Source organism: Streptomyces sp. NPDC024687, assembly GCF_055559055.1.
Genome location: NZ_JBVHLJ010000001.1, coordinates 1,237,561 through 1,251,031, shown reverse-complemented (window position 1 = coordinate 1,251,031; position 13,471 = coordinate 1,237,561). Strand labels below are relative to the sequence as shown.

The 13,471-nt window shown below is 68.2% G+C and carries 15 protein-coding genes; 3 read left to right on the top strand and 12 right to left on the bottom strand.

The genetic code is table 11. From position 1 onward, the window contains the following. Positions 1-42: 42 nt before the first annotated feature. The 4 genes from ACZ39I_RS05590 to ACZ39I_RS05575 all read right to left on the bottom strand — a co-directional run bounded on the left by ACZ39I_RS05590 (position 43) and on the right by ACZ39I_RS05575 (position 2,613). On the bottom strand, positions 43-1,044 hold the full coding sequence (locus ACZ39I_RS05590; protein ID WP_467242988.1) for a CU044_5270 family protein: 1,002 nt from the start codon (positions 1,042-1,044) through the stop codon (positions 43-45). Positions 1,045-1,046: 2 nt separating this feature from the next. Beyond that, positions 1,047-1,652, bottom strand: a complete 606-nt coding sequence (locus tag ACZ39I_RS05585; RefSeq protein WP_467242986.1) for an RNA polymerase sigma factor — start codon at positions 1,650-1,652, stop codon at positions 1,047-1,049. 83 nt (positions 1,653-1,735) lie between these two features. Then, positions 1,736-2,293, bottom strand: coding sequence for a TetR/AcrR family transcriptional regulator (locus ACZ39I_RS05580; protein WP_467242983.1), 558 nt, complete (start codon positions 2,291-2,293; stop codon positions 1,736-1,738). After that, a complete protein-coding gene (locus ACZ39I_RS05575; protein WP_451476615.1) occupies positions 2,293-2,613 on the bottom strand; it encodes a DMT family transporter in 321 nt (106 codons plus the stop codon). The genes ACZ39I_RS05580 and ACZ39I_RS05575 overlap by 1 nt, the downstream gene beginning before the upstream one ends. Positions 2,614-2,828: 215 nt before the next feature. Between ACZ39I_RS05575 and ACZ39I_RS05570 the strand changes: the two genes are divergently transcribed. From ACZ39I_RS05570 to ACZ39I_RS05560, 3 genes are all read left to right on the top strand, one after another. Then, on the top strand, positions 2,829-3,641 hold the full coding sequence (locus ACZ39I_RS05570) for an AbfB domain-containing protein (RefSeq protein ID WP_467242979.1): 813 nt from the start codon (positions 2,829-2,831) through the stop codon (positions 3,639-3,641). 16 nt (positions 3,642-3,657) lie between these two features. After that, a complete protein-coding gene (locus ACZ39I_RS05565; RefSeq protein WP_467242976.1) occupies positions 3,658-6,525 on the top strand; it encodes a tetratricopeptide repeat protein in 2,868 nt (955 codons plus the stop codon). 140 nt (positions 6,526-6,665) lie between these two features. After that, positions 6,666-6,815: a hypothetical protein gene (locus ACZ39I_RS05560; RefSeq protein ID WP_467242973.1), complete on the top strand. Its 150-nt coding sequence runs from the start codon at positions 6,666-6,668 to the stop codon at positions 6,813-6,815. 55 nt (positions 6,816-6,870) lie between these two features. Here the strand turns inward: ACZ39I_RS05560 and ACZ39I_RS05555 are convergent, their stop codons facing one another. From ACZ39I_RS05555 to ACZ39I_RS05520, 8 genes are all read right to left on the bottom strand, one after another. After that, complete coding sequence (locus ACZ39I_RS05555) at positions 6,871-7,203, bottom strand: metal-sulfur cluster assembly factor (RefSeq protein WP_028809645.1); 333 nt, start codon at positions 7,201-7,203, stop codon at positions 6,871-6,873. Continuing rightward, positions 7,200-7,670, bottom strand: a complete 471-nt coding sequence (gene sufU / locus ACZ39I_RS05550; protein ID WP_352390547.1) for a Fe-S cluster assembly sulfur transfer protein SufU — start codon at positions 7,668-7,670, stop codon at positions 7,200-7,202. The genes ACZ39I_RS05555 and sufU overlap by 4 nt, the downstream gene beginning before the upstream one ends. Positions 7,671-7,687: 17 nt before the next feature. Further along, a complete protein-coding gene (locus ACZ39I_RS05545; RefSeq protein WP_467242967.1) occupies positions 7,688-8,944 on the bottom strand; it encodes a cysteine desulfurase in 1,257 nt (418 codons plus the stop codon). Further along, positions 8,941-9,705 (bottom strand): Fe-S cluster assembly ATPase SufC, encoded by a 765-nt coding sequence (sufC, locus tag ACZ39I_RS05540; protein WP_467242964.1) that lies wholly within the window; start codon positions 9,703-9,705, stop codon positions 8,941-8,943. Before sufC ends, ACZ39I_RS05545 begins: the two co-directional genes overlap by 4 nt. 7 nt (positions 9,706-9,712) lie before the next feature. Further along, complete coding sequence (locus tag ACZ39I_RS05535) at positions 9,713-10,030, bottom strand: non-heme iron oxygenase ferredoxin subunit (RefSeq protein ID WP_356585869.1); 318 nt, start codon at positions 10,028-10,030, stop codon at positions 9,713-9,715. Continuing rightward, positions 10,030-11,211 carry a Fe-S cluster assembly protein SufD gene (sufD, locus tag ACZ39I_RS05530; protein ID WP_467242961.1) on the bottom strand — a complete coding sequence of 394 codons (1,182 nt, stop codon included), beginning with the start codon at positions 11,209-11,211 and terminating at the stop codon, positions 10,030-10,032. The genes ACZ39I_RS05535 and sufD overlap by 1 nt, the downstream gene beginning before the upstream one ends. A gap of 62 nt (positions 11,212-11,273) precedes the next feature. Then, positions 11,274-12,695, bottom strand: a complete 1,422-nt coding sequence (sufB, locus tag ACZ39I_RS05525; protein WP_352390552.1) for a Fe-S cluster assembly protein SufB — start codon at positions 12,693-12,695, stop codon at positions 11,274-11,276. Continuing rightward, positions 12,692-13,435 carry a helix-turn-helix transcriptional regulator gene (locus tag ACZ39I_RS05520; protein WP_403657956.1) on the bottom strand — a complete coding sequence of 248 codons (744 nt, stop codon included), beginning with the start codon at positions 13,433-13,435 and terminating at the stop codon, positions 12,692-12,694. Before ACZ39I_RS05520 ends, sufB begins: the two co-directional genes overlap by 4 nt. Positions 13,436-13,471: the final 36 nt, after the last annotated feature.

The following is a 13,471-nucleotide window of genomic DNA, read 5'->3' as shown; positions in this document are numbered from 1 at the left end:
CCGCACTCCCCGGTGGTGCGGGCCGCCCGGTCCGGGGGCGGGTCAGCCGCGTTCCCCCGCCTTGTCGACCACCGCCCTCGCGAGGAGCGAGTTGCCGCCGACCACCTTCTCGCCGAGGACCAGGCGCATGCCGACGATCCGGTAGGTCTGCGGATCGATCAGCCACTGGTCCCGCATCGTCGCCCCGCTCTCGGCGTCGGCGGACCGCGCGTGGTGTTCCAGGGCGATCACCCGGCGTCCGGAAGCGGTCTCGACCAGGTGGTCGACGACCGTCCCGCCCGGCAGGGTCGCCAGCGCCCGGTAGAGCGAGGCCAGCCCCTTGGACGGCAGCACATCGGCGCCGAGGAGGACACTGATCTCGGTGTAGTCGTTCTCCGCCTGGGACACCCCCTTGGGATCGGCGATGGCGTTCTTCTCGCGCAGCGCCCGCAGGGTCTGCTCACCGTCGGCGGGCAGCGCGGCCAGGACCCGGTACATCTCGCGCGCCGACCGGTCGTCCCCCTCACCGCCGTTCTCCAGATGCATCGCCCTGGTGGTGAGGTGGAGCTCGGAGCCCGTGCGGTCGAGCTCCATCGTGGCCATCGCGGTGCCGTCGTAGCGGATCCAGTTCTCCTGCGGACCCGCCAGCAGCTTCACCGCACCCTCCGCGTGCAGTGCCTGCTCGTCGAGCGGTTCCTGCGCCGCCTTGGTGTAGATCCACTGCCCGGCGGCCGGCACCGGGCCGTCCGGCTCCGCGGCGACCACGTCGGCGGCCCGCCGCAGGAGGTCGGCCGCGCTCACGCCCTTCAGGGACACCGTGGGGGTGACGGCGGGCTGTACCTTCCGTCCGCCGCCCCCGCCCGCCAGCAGGGCCGCGGTCACGGCGACGGCGGTCACCGCGGCCACGACGGCGACGATCACGAACTCCCGGCGCCGCCACAGCGCCCGCCGCCGTTCTCCGGCCCGCGCCGCCTCCAGCAGCCGTGCCCGTCCCGGCGCGAGCCGCGCGCGGTCGGGCACCTGCGCCTGGGCGCGCAGTTCACGCACCTTCGTCATCTCGTCCATCGCTACGCCACCTCCGCCGCGTCGCTCACGAATGCGGGATCGGCGCCCAGCGTCGTACGCACCTTGCGGCGCGCCCGGTTGAGCCGGGAGCGCACGGTGCCGACCGGGATGTCCAGGGCCTCGGCGACCTCCTGGTAGGTGAGGTCGGCCCAGGCGACGAGCAGCAGGACATGCCGGTCCGCGGCCGACAGGGCGGCGAGGGCGCCGGCGAGCGGTCCCTGGGCGGCGATCCTGCTGTCCGTGTCCTCGACCCAGGACTCGCTCCAGGACGCGGCGAGGGGGTCCTGCCCGCTGCGGGCCAGCGCCTTCAGTGCCCGGACCTCGGAGCGGCGCTGCTTGCCGATGAGGTTGCCCGCTATGCCGTACAGCCAGGGACGGGCGTTGGGGCGTGCCAGGTCGTAGCGGGAGCGGATCCGGAACGCGACGAGGAAGGTGTCCGACGTGATGTCGTCGGCCGCACCGTCACCGAGGCGGCGGGCCGCGTACCGGTGGATGTCCGGCGCGTAGCGGTCGTAGAGCCGCGCGAACAGCTCCGGCTGCGCCAGCGACCGGGCGACGACCTCCGCGTCGCCCTCCGTCCGTGCCGTGGACGACGGTGGCCCACTCACAAGGCTCCCCCTGGTTCGTCGGTGTGCGTGACACCCCCTGTTGCCCGATGGGCCGCGAAGAGTTCACGGCCGGCGCGGGAATCTCAGCGCATCACCCGGGTCCCGTCCGGGATCACCCGCGCCAGCACCTCCCGCGCATACTCCTCGTCGTACGGCGCCCCGGTCAGCAGTACCTGGAGACAGATCCCGTCCATCAGCGCGACCAGCGCCCGTGCCGTGACCCGGTCCGTGCGGCGGGCGAGGCGTTCGGCGAGGTCGTCGGCCCACTCCGCGGCGACAGGGCGCAGGGCGGGGCGGCGCAGGGCGGCGAGGTAGAGCTCGTACTCCAGCTCGACGCCGGTGCGGTCGCCGCCGAGCCAGTCGCCGAGGACCCGGGCGAGCCCGGCGGCCAGGTCACCGCCGGGGTCGTCCAGGGCGCCGTGCGCGGCAACCGCCTTGGCGAAGCCCTCGCTGGCCTGGCGCAGCGCGGCGACCATCAGCTCGTCGAGACTCTTGAAGTGGTACGTCGTCGATCCGAGCGGCACATCGGCTGCCGCGGCGGCGCTGCGGTGGCTGAGCCCCGCGAGCCCCTTCTCCCCCACGACCCGGATGGCGGCGTCGATGATCCGCTGCCGGCGCTCGGGGTCGTATCGCCGGGCCATCAGTGCGCCCCGCCCAGGTTCAGGACCACGACGCCCACGATGATCAGCGCGATCCCGGCGGCCTTGGTGACCGTCATCCCCTCCCCGAGGAAGACCATCCCGATCGCGGCGATGGCCGCGGTGCCCGCTCCGGCCCAGATCGCGTAGGCGGTGCCGACCGACACCGTCTTCAGTGTCTGGGCGAGCAGCGCGAAGGAGAGGACGTACCCGAGCACGGTCAGCAGGGAGGGCCCGAGCCGGCTGAAGCCCTCGGTGTACTTCATGGCCGTGGTCGCTCCGACCTCGGCAGCGATGGCTCCGGCGAGCAGCAGGTATCCCATGTGTACGAGCGTACATAACGGCGGGTCGCCGTCGCCGCATATGAGCGGGCCGAGAGTCCGCTGAGCGGGGAATGTGGAAACCGGCCGGTTCAAAGGGCTGCTCGGGACCGCCGGCAACCACTAGTGTTCCTCCGAACCACTTGTGTTTCACCATTCACATACCGCGCCACCACAGCAGCGGCACGTCGCCTCGCGTCGCGCCGGAGGAACAGCGCATGCCCGAAGAGAAGTCCCGGCCGCCCCAGAACCGCCCCTGGGAGAACGGCTGGACGTTGGACACCTCCCGCACACCCGGCACCCGACGGCTCTATCTCGCCGGGGCGCTGGCGGTGGCCACGATCATTGCCTGCGTCGCGGCGATAGCCGCCACCGACAACAGAGGTGACGATTCGTCAAAAACCGCACGGGACGAAGGAGGCCTGATCTCCTTCTCCTCGCAGCCCGTGACGACCACGGCGCCACAGGGCGACAGCGGCCTTTCGTCGGTGTCCCCCACTCCCCGGGGCCCCCGGCAGCAGGGCACCGGCCCGACCGTCGCGGTCACGCCCACCCCGAAGCCGCCCAAGCCCACGGCTTCCAAGGGCAGTCCGGCCAAGCCGAAGCCCTCGGTGACCTACCGCTCGGTCCGCTCGGTCAACTACCCCGACCGCTTCTGGCACGTGGACGACGGCTATGTGGGCCTGGACCCGGTCCGCGGTGCGGAATCCCGCGAGGATTCCACCTTCAAGCAGGTCAAGGGCCTGGCGAACGCCTCGTGTTACTCGTTCACCACCCATGACGGCAAGTACCTGCGCCACCGCAGCTTCGTCCTGCGGGCCGACCGCGACGACGGCTCGTCCCTCTTCCGGCAGGACGCCACGTTCTGCCCCCGGGACGCCGCCTACACCAGCGCGACGATGCTGGAGTCGGTGAACTACCCCGGCTACTTCCTGCGCCACAGCAACTTCGTGATCCGCCTGGAACGCTTCGAGTACAGCTCGCAGTATCTGTCGGACTCGTCGTTCCAGTTGGTGGCAGGATTGGGCTGAAGCTGTCGGGGGGCGTATGGCGAAGGAAGCGAAGTACCCAGAGTTCGGTGCGGCAGTGCGGAGCCACATTTCTGACTCCGGACTCACGCTCGACCGTATCGACGAAGCGTCGCGGAAGTCTCGGCGCATACGCCTGACTCGGACGACGCTGAGCAGTTGGCAGACCGGGCAGAGTCGGCCGCAGAGTTGGGCGGCGCTGGAAAGCCTCCTCACCACCGTCAGTCAGCTGTCCGGCCTCTCTTGGAACCAAAAGAGATGGCAGGGTCTCTACAGGGGCACAACGGCAGAGCCGTCCATGCCCTCGTCATCGGCCGAGCCCAACTCCTCACACACCCTCGTGTGTGATGCCGACCCCGTCCTGCTGGGCGTACGCCAGGCACGTAAGTCGGCAGAGCACGGTCCGGTGCCGCCCTACGTCGAAAGAGACGCCGACCACGAGATCGATACGGCCCTCGAAGCGGCAGCGGTCGGCGGCGGTCTGGTCCTGATCAGAGGGGATTCCACCGCCGGCAAGTCCCGTGCGGCGTTCGAAGCGATGTCCCGTGCGCTGTCCGACCGGGGGTTGCTGATCCCCGGGCGCGGCATGTCGCTGGACTCCTGCGTCGAAGAGGCCCGCGCCCTGTCCCGCCGAGGTCATCAGTGCGTGGTGTGGTTGGACGACCTTGAGCACTACCTGGGTCCGTCCCTGCTCGATCAGGTCGTCCTGCGTGAGCTGGTCCGTCTGCGAGCCGTCCTCCTCGCCACCATGCGGCTGTCGGAGTACGACCGTCGCGCGCCTCGGCAGACAGGAACAGCGAAGGGGGACGACGCCTATTCCCGGATCGATCTCAGCGACCCCGTACTCAAGGCTGCCCACATCATCGACCTGCGACGCAGATGGAGCGACGGCGAACTCGCTCGCACCGAGACTCAGACCGATCCGCGGCTCCTCGAAGCGCTGCGCCACCACAAGCGATACGGCATCGCCGAATACGTCTCCGCGGGCCCACCTCTGTGGGACCGCTGGCACAACGCCCGCTATCTGGGTGGAAATCCGCGCGGACACGCCCTGGTGTCAACGGCCGTCGACCTGGCCCGCTGCGGGCTCGTCCCGGTGTCCACCGAGCTGATCGCCTCGCTGCACTCCCGCTACCTCGCAGATGAGGAGAGCGCGATGCTCTCGCCGGAGCCTCTGGAAGAGGCCATGGCATGGGCCTGCCAGGACCCTCTCGGGGCGAGCCGACTCCTGATGCCCGCCGGACAGGATCTGTGGCGTCCCTTCGACTACCTGGTCGACACCCTGTCCCAGTTGCCCGACGCACCTCCTGTTCCCGATGCCGTCCGTGAGGCCGCCGTGGAGCACGCGAGGTCTGTTCAGGAGCGCTACAGCGTGGGTGTCTCCTGCTACCGGGCCGAGCGGATCGATCTGGCGTTGCGTGCCTTCCTGCCGTCCGCCGAAACGGGTCACGTGGACTCCATGCTGTACGTCGGCTCCATCTTCCTGGACCAGAACAGGGAGGTGGAAGCAGAAACCTGGTGGCGTCGGCTGGCGAAGGCGGGCAACGCCCGAGGCATGCTCAACCTGGGAGTTCGGTCCCACCGCAAAGGGAAGCGGAAGAAGGCGGAAAAGTGGTGGCGCCGGGCCTTCGACGCAGGGTTGCCCGACGCCGCGGCCAGGCTGGCCAACGTTCATGAGGACCGCGGCGAGCATGAGGAAGCCGAAAGGCTGTGGCGCATCGCGCTCGACGCGGAGGTCCCGGAGGCCTACTTCCGCTTCGGTCTCCTCGCCTATCGGCGAAACGAGTACGAGGAAGCGGAACGGCTCTATCTGGAGGGGGCACAAAGAGGCCACCGCGAGTGCACCACGAACCTGGCCCAGGTGTTCCTCGCACGGGAAGACTACGAGGAGGCAGAGAAGCTCTACCTCATTGCCGCAGAGGCAGGGGACTGCGTGGCCATGCGTGCCCTCGGGCTCCTCAATGAGTGGCGCGGTCGAATCCATCCTGTGGACGAGGACCCGGAGGAGCGCAGTCGGCGGATCGATGAGTCTCTGCAGAATCTCTTCCACGAGGCCGAACGGGAAGGGAAGTGGAACGGGGCGGCCAGGAGTGCCAGAGAGTGGTACCAGCGTGCCTTCGACAGTGGTGACCTGACGTCCTTGCGGCTCCTCGGAAATCTCTATCAACGGCGTGCCAAGTACGGGAAGGCTCACAAGTGCTACCGACGTGCCGCCAAGCTGGGTGACCCTGCGTCCGCCGCCTACTTCAACAAGCCCGTTCTCGCCTACGTCCGGGCGCACGACGTCCCCTTCGACGAAGAGGACAAGTGGGACGACACCCCTTGGCGGCCGAGTCCACGCACGCTTCGCGTTCTTGAGGCGGCCTTGGAAATCGAGGCGGACATGGCCGCCGAGGGATTGAAGGAGCTCCAGGACCGACCGATCACGACCTCGGACTGGGCCATCGGCTGCTTCGACGTTCTGCCATCGCAGACTTGGAACCAGAGCCTGGTCTGGCGGCAACAGATGATCCAGACTTTCCATGACCTCGCCAAGGACATCAAGGAGGGGCATTCGCCCCGCCCTCGCAGCACAGGTGAGGAAATGGCACTGCATCTCGCGCTGGAACACGCCGCGGCGATCACGGAGGACAACCCCGATCTGGCCGAGGAGTTCACCGAAGGGCTTCCCGAACAACCCGACGACTACGACTGGTTCACCTGCAAGGATCTTCTGTTCGAGGACCACGACGTGCTGATGCTGTACGAGCCGTGGATGGAGGGGATCGAGGACCCCGGGAACAGCGTGAACCAGCACATGGACATGGCGAACCTCCATCCCGATGACTGGTTCAAACCGTTCCGGAGTGAGGACGCCCGCGATCCCGACCGGGATTTCCGGTACTGAACCGGACCGGTCCGGATATCCCGTCCACCCTTCGTGACCTGCGAGGACCGTGCTCCGAGCGCGGTCGTCACAGGCGGGACGGCACCTCGTGGAGATTCGATCACCCGGTCCGCACATCCGGTTCCGTCGAAAGGCACACCGTGTCCCTGCCCGAGGTGCTCCTCCTGTTGCTCGTCCCGCTGATCTGCGTGCTCTCCCTGCTCGTGGCCTTCCTCGCCGCGCTCCGCGGGCTGCACGGGAATCAGCGGCTCAGCGCCTTTCGGACGTTCGTCCGTGCAATGCGCCGCTGAACGGAGCGAGGCCCCCGGAACATCTCCGGGGGCCTCGACGGGGTCGATCGGCTGCTCAGACGTTGAACCCGAGCGCCCGAAGCTGCTCGCGTCCGTCGTCCGTGATCTTGTCCGGGCCCCACGGCGGCATCCACACCCAGTTGATGCGGAGTTCGCTGACGAGGCCGTCCGTGGCGGACTTGGCCTGGTCCTCGATGACGTCCGTCAGCGGACAGGCCGCCGAGGTCAGGGTCATGTCGAGGGTCGCGATGTTCGCGTCGTCGATGTGGATGCCGTAGATCAGGCCGAGGTTGACGACATCGATGCCCAGCTCGGGGTCGACGACGTCGTACAGCGCCTCGCGGACCTCTTCCTCCGAGGCCGGCTTCATCTCAACGGTCTCGCTCATGCCGTCTTCCTTTCGGCGTCGGCTCCGGCGTCCAGCGCCTGGGCCGTCGCGTCCTTCCATGCCATCCAGCTGAGGAGGGCGCACTTGACCCGGGCCGGGTACTTGGAGACACCGGCGAACGCGACCGCGTCCTCCAGCACCTCCTCCATCGCGTCGTCGGGCTCGATCCTGCCCTTGGACTGCATCAGCTCGAGGAAGGTCTCCTGGATCCGCTGCGCGTCCGCCAGGTCCTTGCCGACCAGCAGATCGTTCAGTACGGAGGCGCTGGCCTGGCTGATCGAGCAGCCCTGGCCCTCGTAGGAGACGTCCTCGATCGTCGTGCCGTCGTACTTCACTCGGAGGGTGATCTCGTCGCCGCACGTCGGGTTCACGTGGTGCACCTCGGCGTCGCCATCCCTGAGACCACGCCCGTGCGGGTGCTTGTAGTGGTCCAGGATGACTTCCTGGTACATCGAGTCCAGCTTCATGCGATAGCCCGTTCCCGTCAGCCGAAGAAGTTCCGTACGTGCTCCAGCCCCTCGACCAGTGCGTCGATCTCGGCCGGAGTGGAGTACAGATAGAACGACGCTCGCGTGGTCGCGGGAATTCCGTACCTCAGGCAGACCGGCCGCGCGCAGTGGTGGCCGACCCGGACCGCGATGCCCTGCTCGTCGAGGACCTGGCCCACGTCGTGCGGGTGGATGTCGCCGAGTGTGAAGGAGATCGCCGCGCCCCGGTCCTCGGCCGTGGTGGGGCCGATGATCCTGAGGCCGGGGACCTCCGCCAGGCGCTGGACCGCGTACTCGGTCAGCGCGTGCTCGTGGGCGAGGATCTTGTCCATGCCGATGGCCTGGAGATAGTCGATCGCCGCGCCCAGACCGACCGCCTGCGCGATCGGGGGGGTGCCCGCCTCGAACTTGTGCGGCGCGGGAGCGTACGTCGACGAGTGCATCGACACGGTCTCGATCATCTCGCCGCCGCCGAGGAACGGGGGCAGGTCCTCGAGGAGTTCCTGCCGGCCCCACAGCACGCCGATACCCGTCGGTCCGCACATCTTGTGACCGGTGAAGGCCACGAAGTCGGCCTGGAGGGCCTGTACGTCCAGCGGCATGTGCGGCGCGGCCTGCGAGGCGTCGATGCAGACCAGGGCACCGACCTGCTGTGCCCGGCGCACTATCGCCTCGACCGGGTTGACCGTGCCCAGGATGTTGGAGACCAGCACGAAGGAGACGATCTTCGTCTTCTCGGTGATGATCTCGTCGATGTTGGACAGGTCGAGGCGGCCGTCGTCGGTCAGCCCGAACCACTTCAGCTTCGCGCCCGTGCGCTGCGCCAGCAGCTGCCACGGCACGATGTTGGAGTGGTGCTCCATCTCCGTGATGACGATCTCGGTCTCGGAGTCCACGCGGTAGGGCTCGTCCGCCCAGCCCAGCATGTTCGCCACGAGGTTGAGCGACTCGGAGGCGTTCTTGGTGAAGATCACCTCGTTGCGCGAGGGCGCGTTGATGAACTCGGCGACCTTGTCGCGCGCGCCCTCGTACAGCGCCGTGGCCTCCTCGGCGAGCACATGCACACCGCGGTGGACGTTGGCGTTGTACCGCTCGTAGTACTCGCTCAGGGCGTCCAGCACCTGGCGCGGCTTCTGCGAGGTCGCCGCGTTGTCCAGGTACACGAGCTTCCGGTCGTCGTGGACCAGGCGGTCCAGGATCGGGAAGTCCTTGCGGATCGCCTCGGTGTCGAGGAGGCCCGGCAACTGCGTCACGCTGATACGCCACCCTTCGTGTATGCCTCGTAGCCCTCGTTCTCCAGCTTGTCGGCGAGCTCGGCGCCGCCGGACTCGACGATGCGACCGCCGGAGAAGACGTGGACGAAGTCGGGCTTGATGTAGCGCAGGATGCGCGTGTAGTGCGTGATCAGCAGGGTGCCGACCTCGCCGGTCTCGCGGACGCGGTTGACGCCCTCGGAGACGACCCGCAGGGCGTCGACGTCGAGGCCGGAGTCCGTCTCGTCGAGGACCGCGATCTTCGGCTTGAGCAGTTCGAGCTGGAGGATCTCGTGGCGCTTCTTCTCACCGCCGGAGAAGCCCTCGTTGACGTTGCGCTCGGCGAAGGCCGGGTCCATGTGGAGGCGCTCCATGGTCTCCCTGACCTCCTTCACCCACGTCCGCAGCTTGGGGGCCTCGCCGCGGATGGCGGTGGCGGACGTACGGAGGAAGTTGGAGACCGAGACGCCGGGGATCTCGACCGGGTACTGCATCGCCAGGAACAGGCCCGCGCGGGCGCGCTCGTCGACGGACATCTCCAGGACGTCCTCGCCGTCGAGGGTGACGGTGCCGCCGGTGATGGTGTACTTCGGGTGACCCGCGAGCGAGTAGGCGAGCGTCGACTTGCCGGAGCCGTTGGGGCCCATGATGGCGTGCGTCTCGCCCTGCTTCACGGTCAGGTCGACACCCTTGAGGATCTCCTTCGTGGCGTTGTCGGCCTCGACGGTGACGTGCAGGTCTCGGATTTCAAGCGTTGCCATGGGTGCCTCAGGACTCCTGGGAAAGGGAGACGAGCACATCGTCCCCTTCGATCTTTACGGGATATACGGGGACGGGGCGCGTCGCGGGAAGGCCGGACGGTTTACCGGTGCGCAGGTCGAAGCTGGAGCCGTGCAGCCAGCACTCGATCTGGCAGTCCTCCACCTCGCCCTCGGAGAGCGAGACGTTCGCGTGGGAGCAGATGTCGTGGATGGCGAACACCTCCCCCTCGGTACGGACGACCGAGACCGGCGTGCCGTCGAGTTCCACCCGCTTCGGGGTGTCCTCCTCCAGCTCACTCAGCCCACAGGCGCGTAGGAAGGCCATCAGACGGTGGCCTCCAGCTCCTCGTCGATCTTCACGAGAAGGCGCTCCTCGATGTCGTCGACACCGATCTGCTGGACCAGCTCCGCGAAGAAGCCGCGGACGACCAGACGCCGGGCCTCGTCGGCCGGGATGCCACGGGCCATCAGGTAGAAGAGCTGCTCGTCGTCGAAGCGGCCGGTCGCCGAGGCGTGTCCCGCGCCGACGATCTCGCCGGTCTCGATCTCCAGGTTCGGCACGGAGTCGACCCGGGCGCCGTCGGTGAGGACGAGGTTGCGGTTCATCTCGTAGGTGTCGGTGCCCTCGGCCTTGGCCTCGATGAGCACGTCACCGATCCACACCGCATGGGCGCCCTCGCCCTGGAGCGCGCCCTTGTAGGCGACGTTCGACTTGCAGTGCGGGGTGTTGTGGTCGACCAGGAGGCGGTGCTCCTGGTGCTGGCCGGCGTCCGTGAAGTACAGGCCGAACAGCTCGGCCTCGCCGCCGGGGCCGGCGTAGGAGACGCGCGGGTGCAGCCGGACGAGGTCGCCGCCGAAGGTGACCACGAACGACTTGAAGGTGGCGTCCCGGCCGATGAGCGCGTTGTGCTGGGCCACGTGCACGGCCTTGTCGTCCCAGTCCTGGACGGAGACGACGGTCAGCTTGGCGCCGTCGCCCAGGATGTAGTCGACGTTGGAGGCGAGTACGGCGTCACCGGTGTGGTCGATGACGACGACGGCCTCGGCGAAGGCTCCCAGCTCGACGACCTGGTGGCCGTAGCGGACCCCGCCCTCGCCGTGCACGGCGATGCGGATCGGCTCGGTGAGCACCGTCTCCTTGGGGACGGTGACCACGCCGGCCTTCTCGAACGCCGAGTACGCCTGGGCGGCGATGCGGTCCACCGGGGTGCCGGCCCTGCCGAGCCGGGCGTCGTCGCGGCCGACGGTCTCGATCACCACGCCCTCGGGCGCCGTGATGTCGACCTTCACGCCGCCGCCGGTGGCGACCGCGGTGCCGTCGTGCAGCCCGCGCAGGCGCTCCAGCGGGGTGAACCGCCACTCCTCCTCGCGTCCGTGGGGGACCGGGAAGTCCGCCACGTCGAAGGACGGGGGCGCGCTCATGCGCGTGGCGACGGTCGACTCGGCGGCCACCGCGATCTGGCCGGCGGTCGTGCTGCCCACCGGGATGTTCTGAGCCTCAGCCATGGCTGTCGGTCTGCTCTCTTCCTACGTCAGTTTCGCTAGCTGTGTCCGAAAGGGGGCGGGCGTCAGCCGACCGCGCCTTCCATCTGCAGCTCGATCAGCCGGTTGAGCTCCAGCGCGTACTCCATCGGCAGCTCCTTCGCGATGGGCTCGACGAAGCCGCGCACGATCATCGCCATCGCCTCGAACTCGCTCAGACCACGGCTCATCAGGTAGAAGAGCTGGTCCTCGGAGACCTTGGAGACGGTCGCCTCGTGGCCCATGGACACGTCGTCCTCGCGGACGTCCACGTAGGGGTACGTGTCGGAGCGGGAGATGGTGTCGACGAGCAGCGCGTCGCACAGCACGTTGGACTTGGAGCCGTGCGCGCCCTCGCCGATCTCCACCAGACCGCGGTAGGAGGTACGACCGCCACCGCGCGCCACCGACTTGGAGACGATGTTGGAGGAGGTGTTCGGCGCCATGTGGACCATCTTGGAGCCAGCGTCCTGGTGCTGGCCCTCGCCCGCGAAGGCGATGGACAGGGTCTCGCCCTTGGCGTGCTCGCCCATCAGGTAGACGGCCGGGTACTTCATCGTCACCTTGGAGCCGATGTTGCCGTCGATCCACTCCATGGTCGCGCCCTCGTACGCCACGGCGCGCTTGGTGACCAGGTTGTAGACGTTGTTCGACCAGTTCTGGATGGTCGTGTAACGGCAGCGGGCGTTCTTCTTGACGATGATCTCGACGACCGCGGAGTGCAGCGAGTCCGACTTGTAGATCGGGGCCGTACAACCCTCGACGTAGTGCACGTAGGCACCCTCGTCGACGATGATCAGGGTCCGCTCGAACTGGCCCATGTTCTCCGTGTTGATACGGAAGTAGGCCTGGAGCGGGATCTCCACGTGCACGCCCTTCGGCACGTAGATGAAGGAGCCGCCGGACCACACCGCGGTGTTCAGCGACGCGAACTTGTTGTCGCCGACCGGGATGACGGTGCCGAAGTACTCCTTGAAGAGCTCCGGGTGCTCCTTGAGAGCGGTGTCGGTGTCCAGGAAGATGACGCCCTGCTCCTCCAGGTCCTCGCGGATCTGGTGGTAGACGACCTCGGACTCGTACTGGGCCGCGACACCGGCGACGAGGCGCTGCTTCTCCGCCTCGGGGATGCCGAGCTTGTCGTACGTGTTCTTGATGTCCTCGGGCAGGTCCTCCCAGGACTCCGCCTGCTTCTCCGTGGACCGCACGAAGTACTTGATGTTGTCGAAGTCGATGCCGGAGAGGTCCGAGCCCCAGTTGGGCATGGGCTTCTTGCCGAACAGGCGCAGACCCTTGAGGCGGAGCTTGGTCATCCACTCCGGCTCGTTCTTCTTCGCGGAGATGTCGCGGACGACGTCGTCGTTGATACCGCGCCGCGCGGAAGCGCCGGCCGTGTCGGAGTCGGCCCAGCCGTATTCGTACTTGCCCAGGCCCTCGAGCTCGGGGTGGGCAGTCTCCGTGGGGAGAGTCATGCGGGGTTCCTCCCGGCCGTGCTTGCAGATGCGTGATCAGACATGTGGGAAATCTTGGGGATGAACGTCGTGCAGACGCCGTCGCCGTGCGCGATGGTGGCCAGTCGCTGGACGTGCGTTCCGAGCAGCTGGGAGAAGATCTCGGTCTCCGCCTCACAGAGCTGGGGGAACTTCTCCGCGACATGGGCCACCGGGCAGTGGTGCTGGCAGAGCTGCTCGCCGACCGGTGCGCTGCGCGCCGTAGCAGCGTACCCGTCCGCGCTCAGGGCCTTGGCCAGGGCTTCGGTGCGCTCCTCGGGGGCGGCGGCCTCGACGACCTTGCGGTACTCCTCGGCCTGCGCGGCGATCCTCGCGCGTGCGAAGGCGACGACCGCCTCGTCCCCGCCGAAGCGCTCCTGGATCCAGCTCAGGGCGTCCGCGGCGAGCTTGTCGTACGACTGGTCGAAGGCGTCCCGGCCGCAGTCGGTGAGCGCGAAGACCTTGGCGGGTCGGCCACGCGTGCGCGCGCCGTAGACCCGCTGCTCCCGCGCCTCGACGACGTCGTCGGCCACCAGCGCGTCCAGATGACGTCGTACGGCCGCCTGGGTGAGCCCCAGCCGTCCGGCCAGCTCGGCGACGGTCGACGGGCCGTGGTCCAGGATGGATCGCGCGACGCGGTTGCGGGTGGACCGCTCACCGGTCGCGAGCTCCTCCTGAGGGGCCCCCGTGGGGGTCTCCCGAGCCTCGCCGACGTTTTTCACAACGCCATTGTTGCGTAATTCCTCAGGACCGGGCAA

Bases quoted from the DNA above. Each gene is read 5' to 3' on its own strand.
- ACZ39I_RS05580 (WP_467242983.1), bottom strand. From the start codon at position 2,293: ATGGCCCGGCGATACGACCCCGAGCGCCGGCAGCGGATCATCGACGCC.
- ACZ39I_RS05590 (WP_467242988.1), bottom strand. From the start codon at position 1,044: ATGGACGAGATGACGAAGGTGCGTGAACTGCGCGCCCAGGCGCAGGTG.
- sufB (WP_352390552.1), bottom strand. From the start codon at position 12,695: ATGACTCTCCCCACGGAGACTGCCCACCCCGAGCTCGAGGGCCTGGGC.
- sufU (WP_352390547.1), bottom strand. From the start codon at position 7,670: ATGAAGCTGGACTCGATGTACCAGGAAGTCATCCTGGACCACTACAAG.
- ACZ39I_RS05535 (WP_356585869.1), bottom strand. From the start codon at position 10,030: ATGGCCTTCCTACGCGCCTGTGGGCTGAGTGAGCTGGAGGAGGACACC.
- ACZ39I_RS05565 (WP_467242976.1), top strand. From the start codon at position 3,658: ATGGCGAAGGAAGCGAAGTACCCAGAGTTCGGTGCGGCAGTGCGGAGC.
- sufD (WP_467242961.1), bottom strand. From the start codon at position 11,211: ATGGCTGAGGCTCAGAACATCCCGGTGGGCAGCACGACCGCCGGCCAG.
- ACZ39I_RS05575 (WP_451476615.1), bottom strand. From the start codon at position 2,613: ATGGGATACCTGCTGCTCGCCGGAGCCATCGCTGCCGAGGTCGGAGCG.
- ACZ39I_RS05555 (WP_028809645.1), bottom strand. From the start codon at position 7,203: ATGAGCGAGACCGTTGAGATGAAGCCGGCCTCGGAGGAAGAGGTCCGC.
- sufC (WP_467242964.1), bottom strand. From the start codon at position 9,705: ATGGCAACGCTTGAAATCCGAGACCTGCACGTCACCGTCGAGGCCGAC.
- ACZ39I_RS05570 (WP_467242979.1), top strand. From the start codon at position 2,829: ATGCCCGAAGAGAAGTCCCGGCCGCCCCAGAACCGCCCCTGGGAGAAC.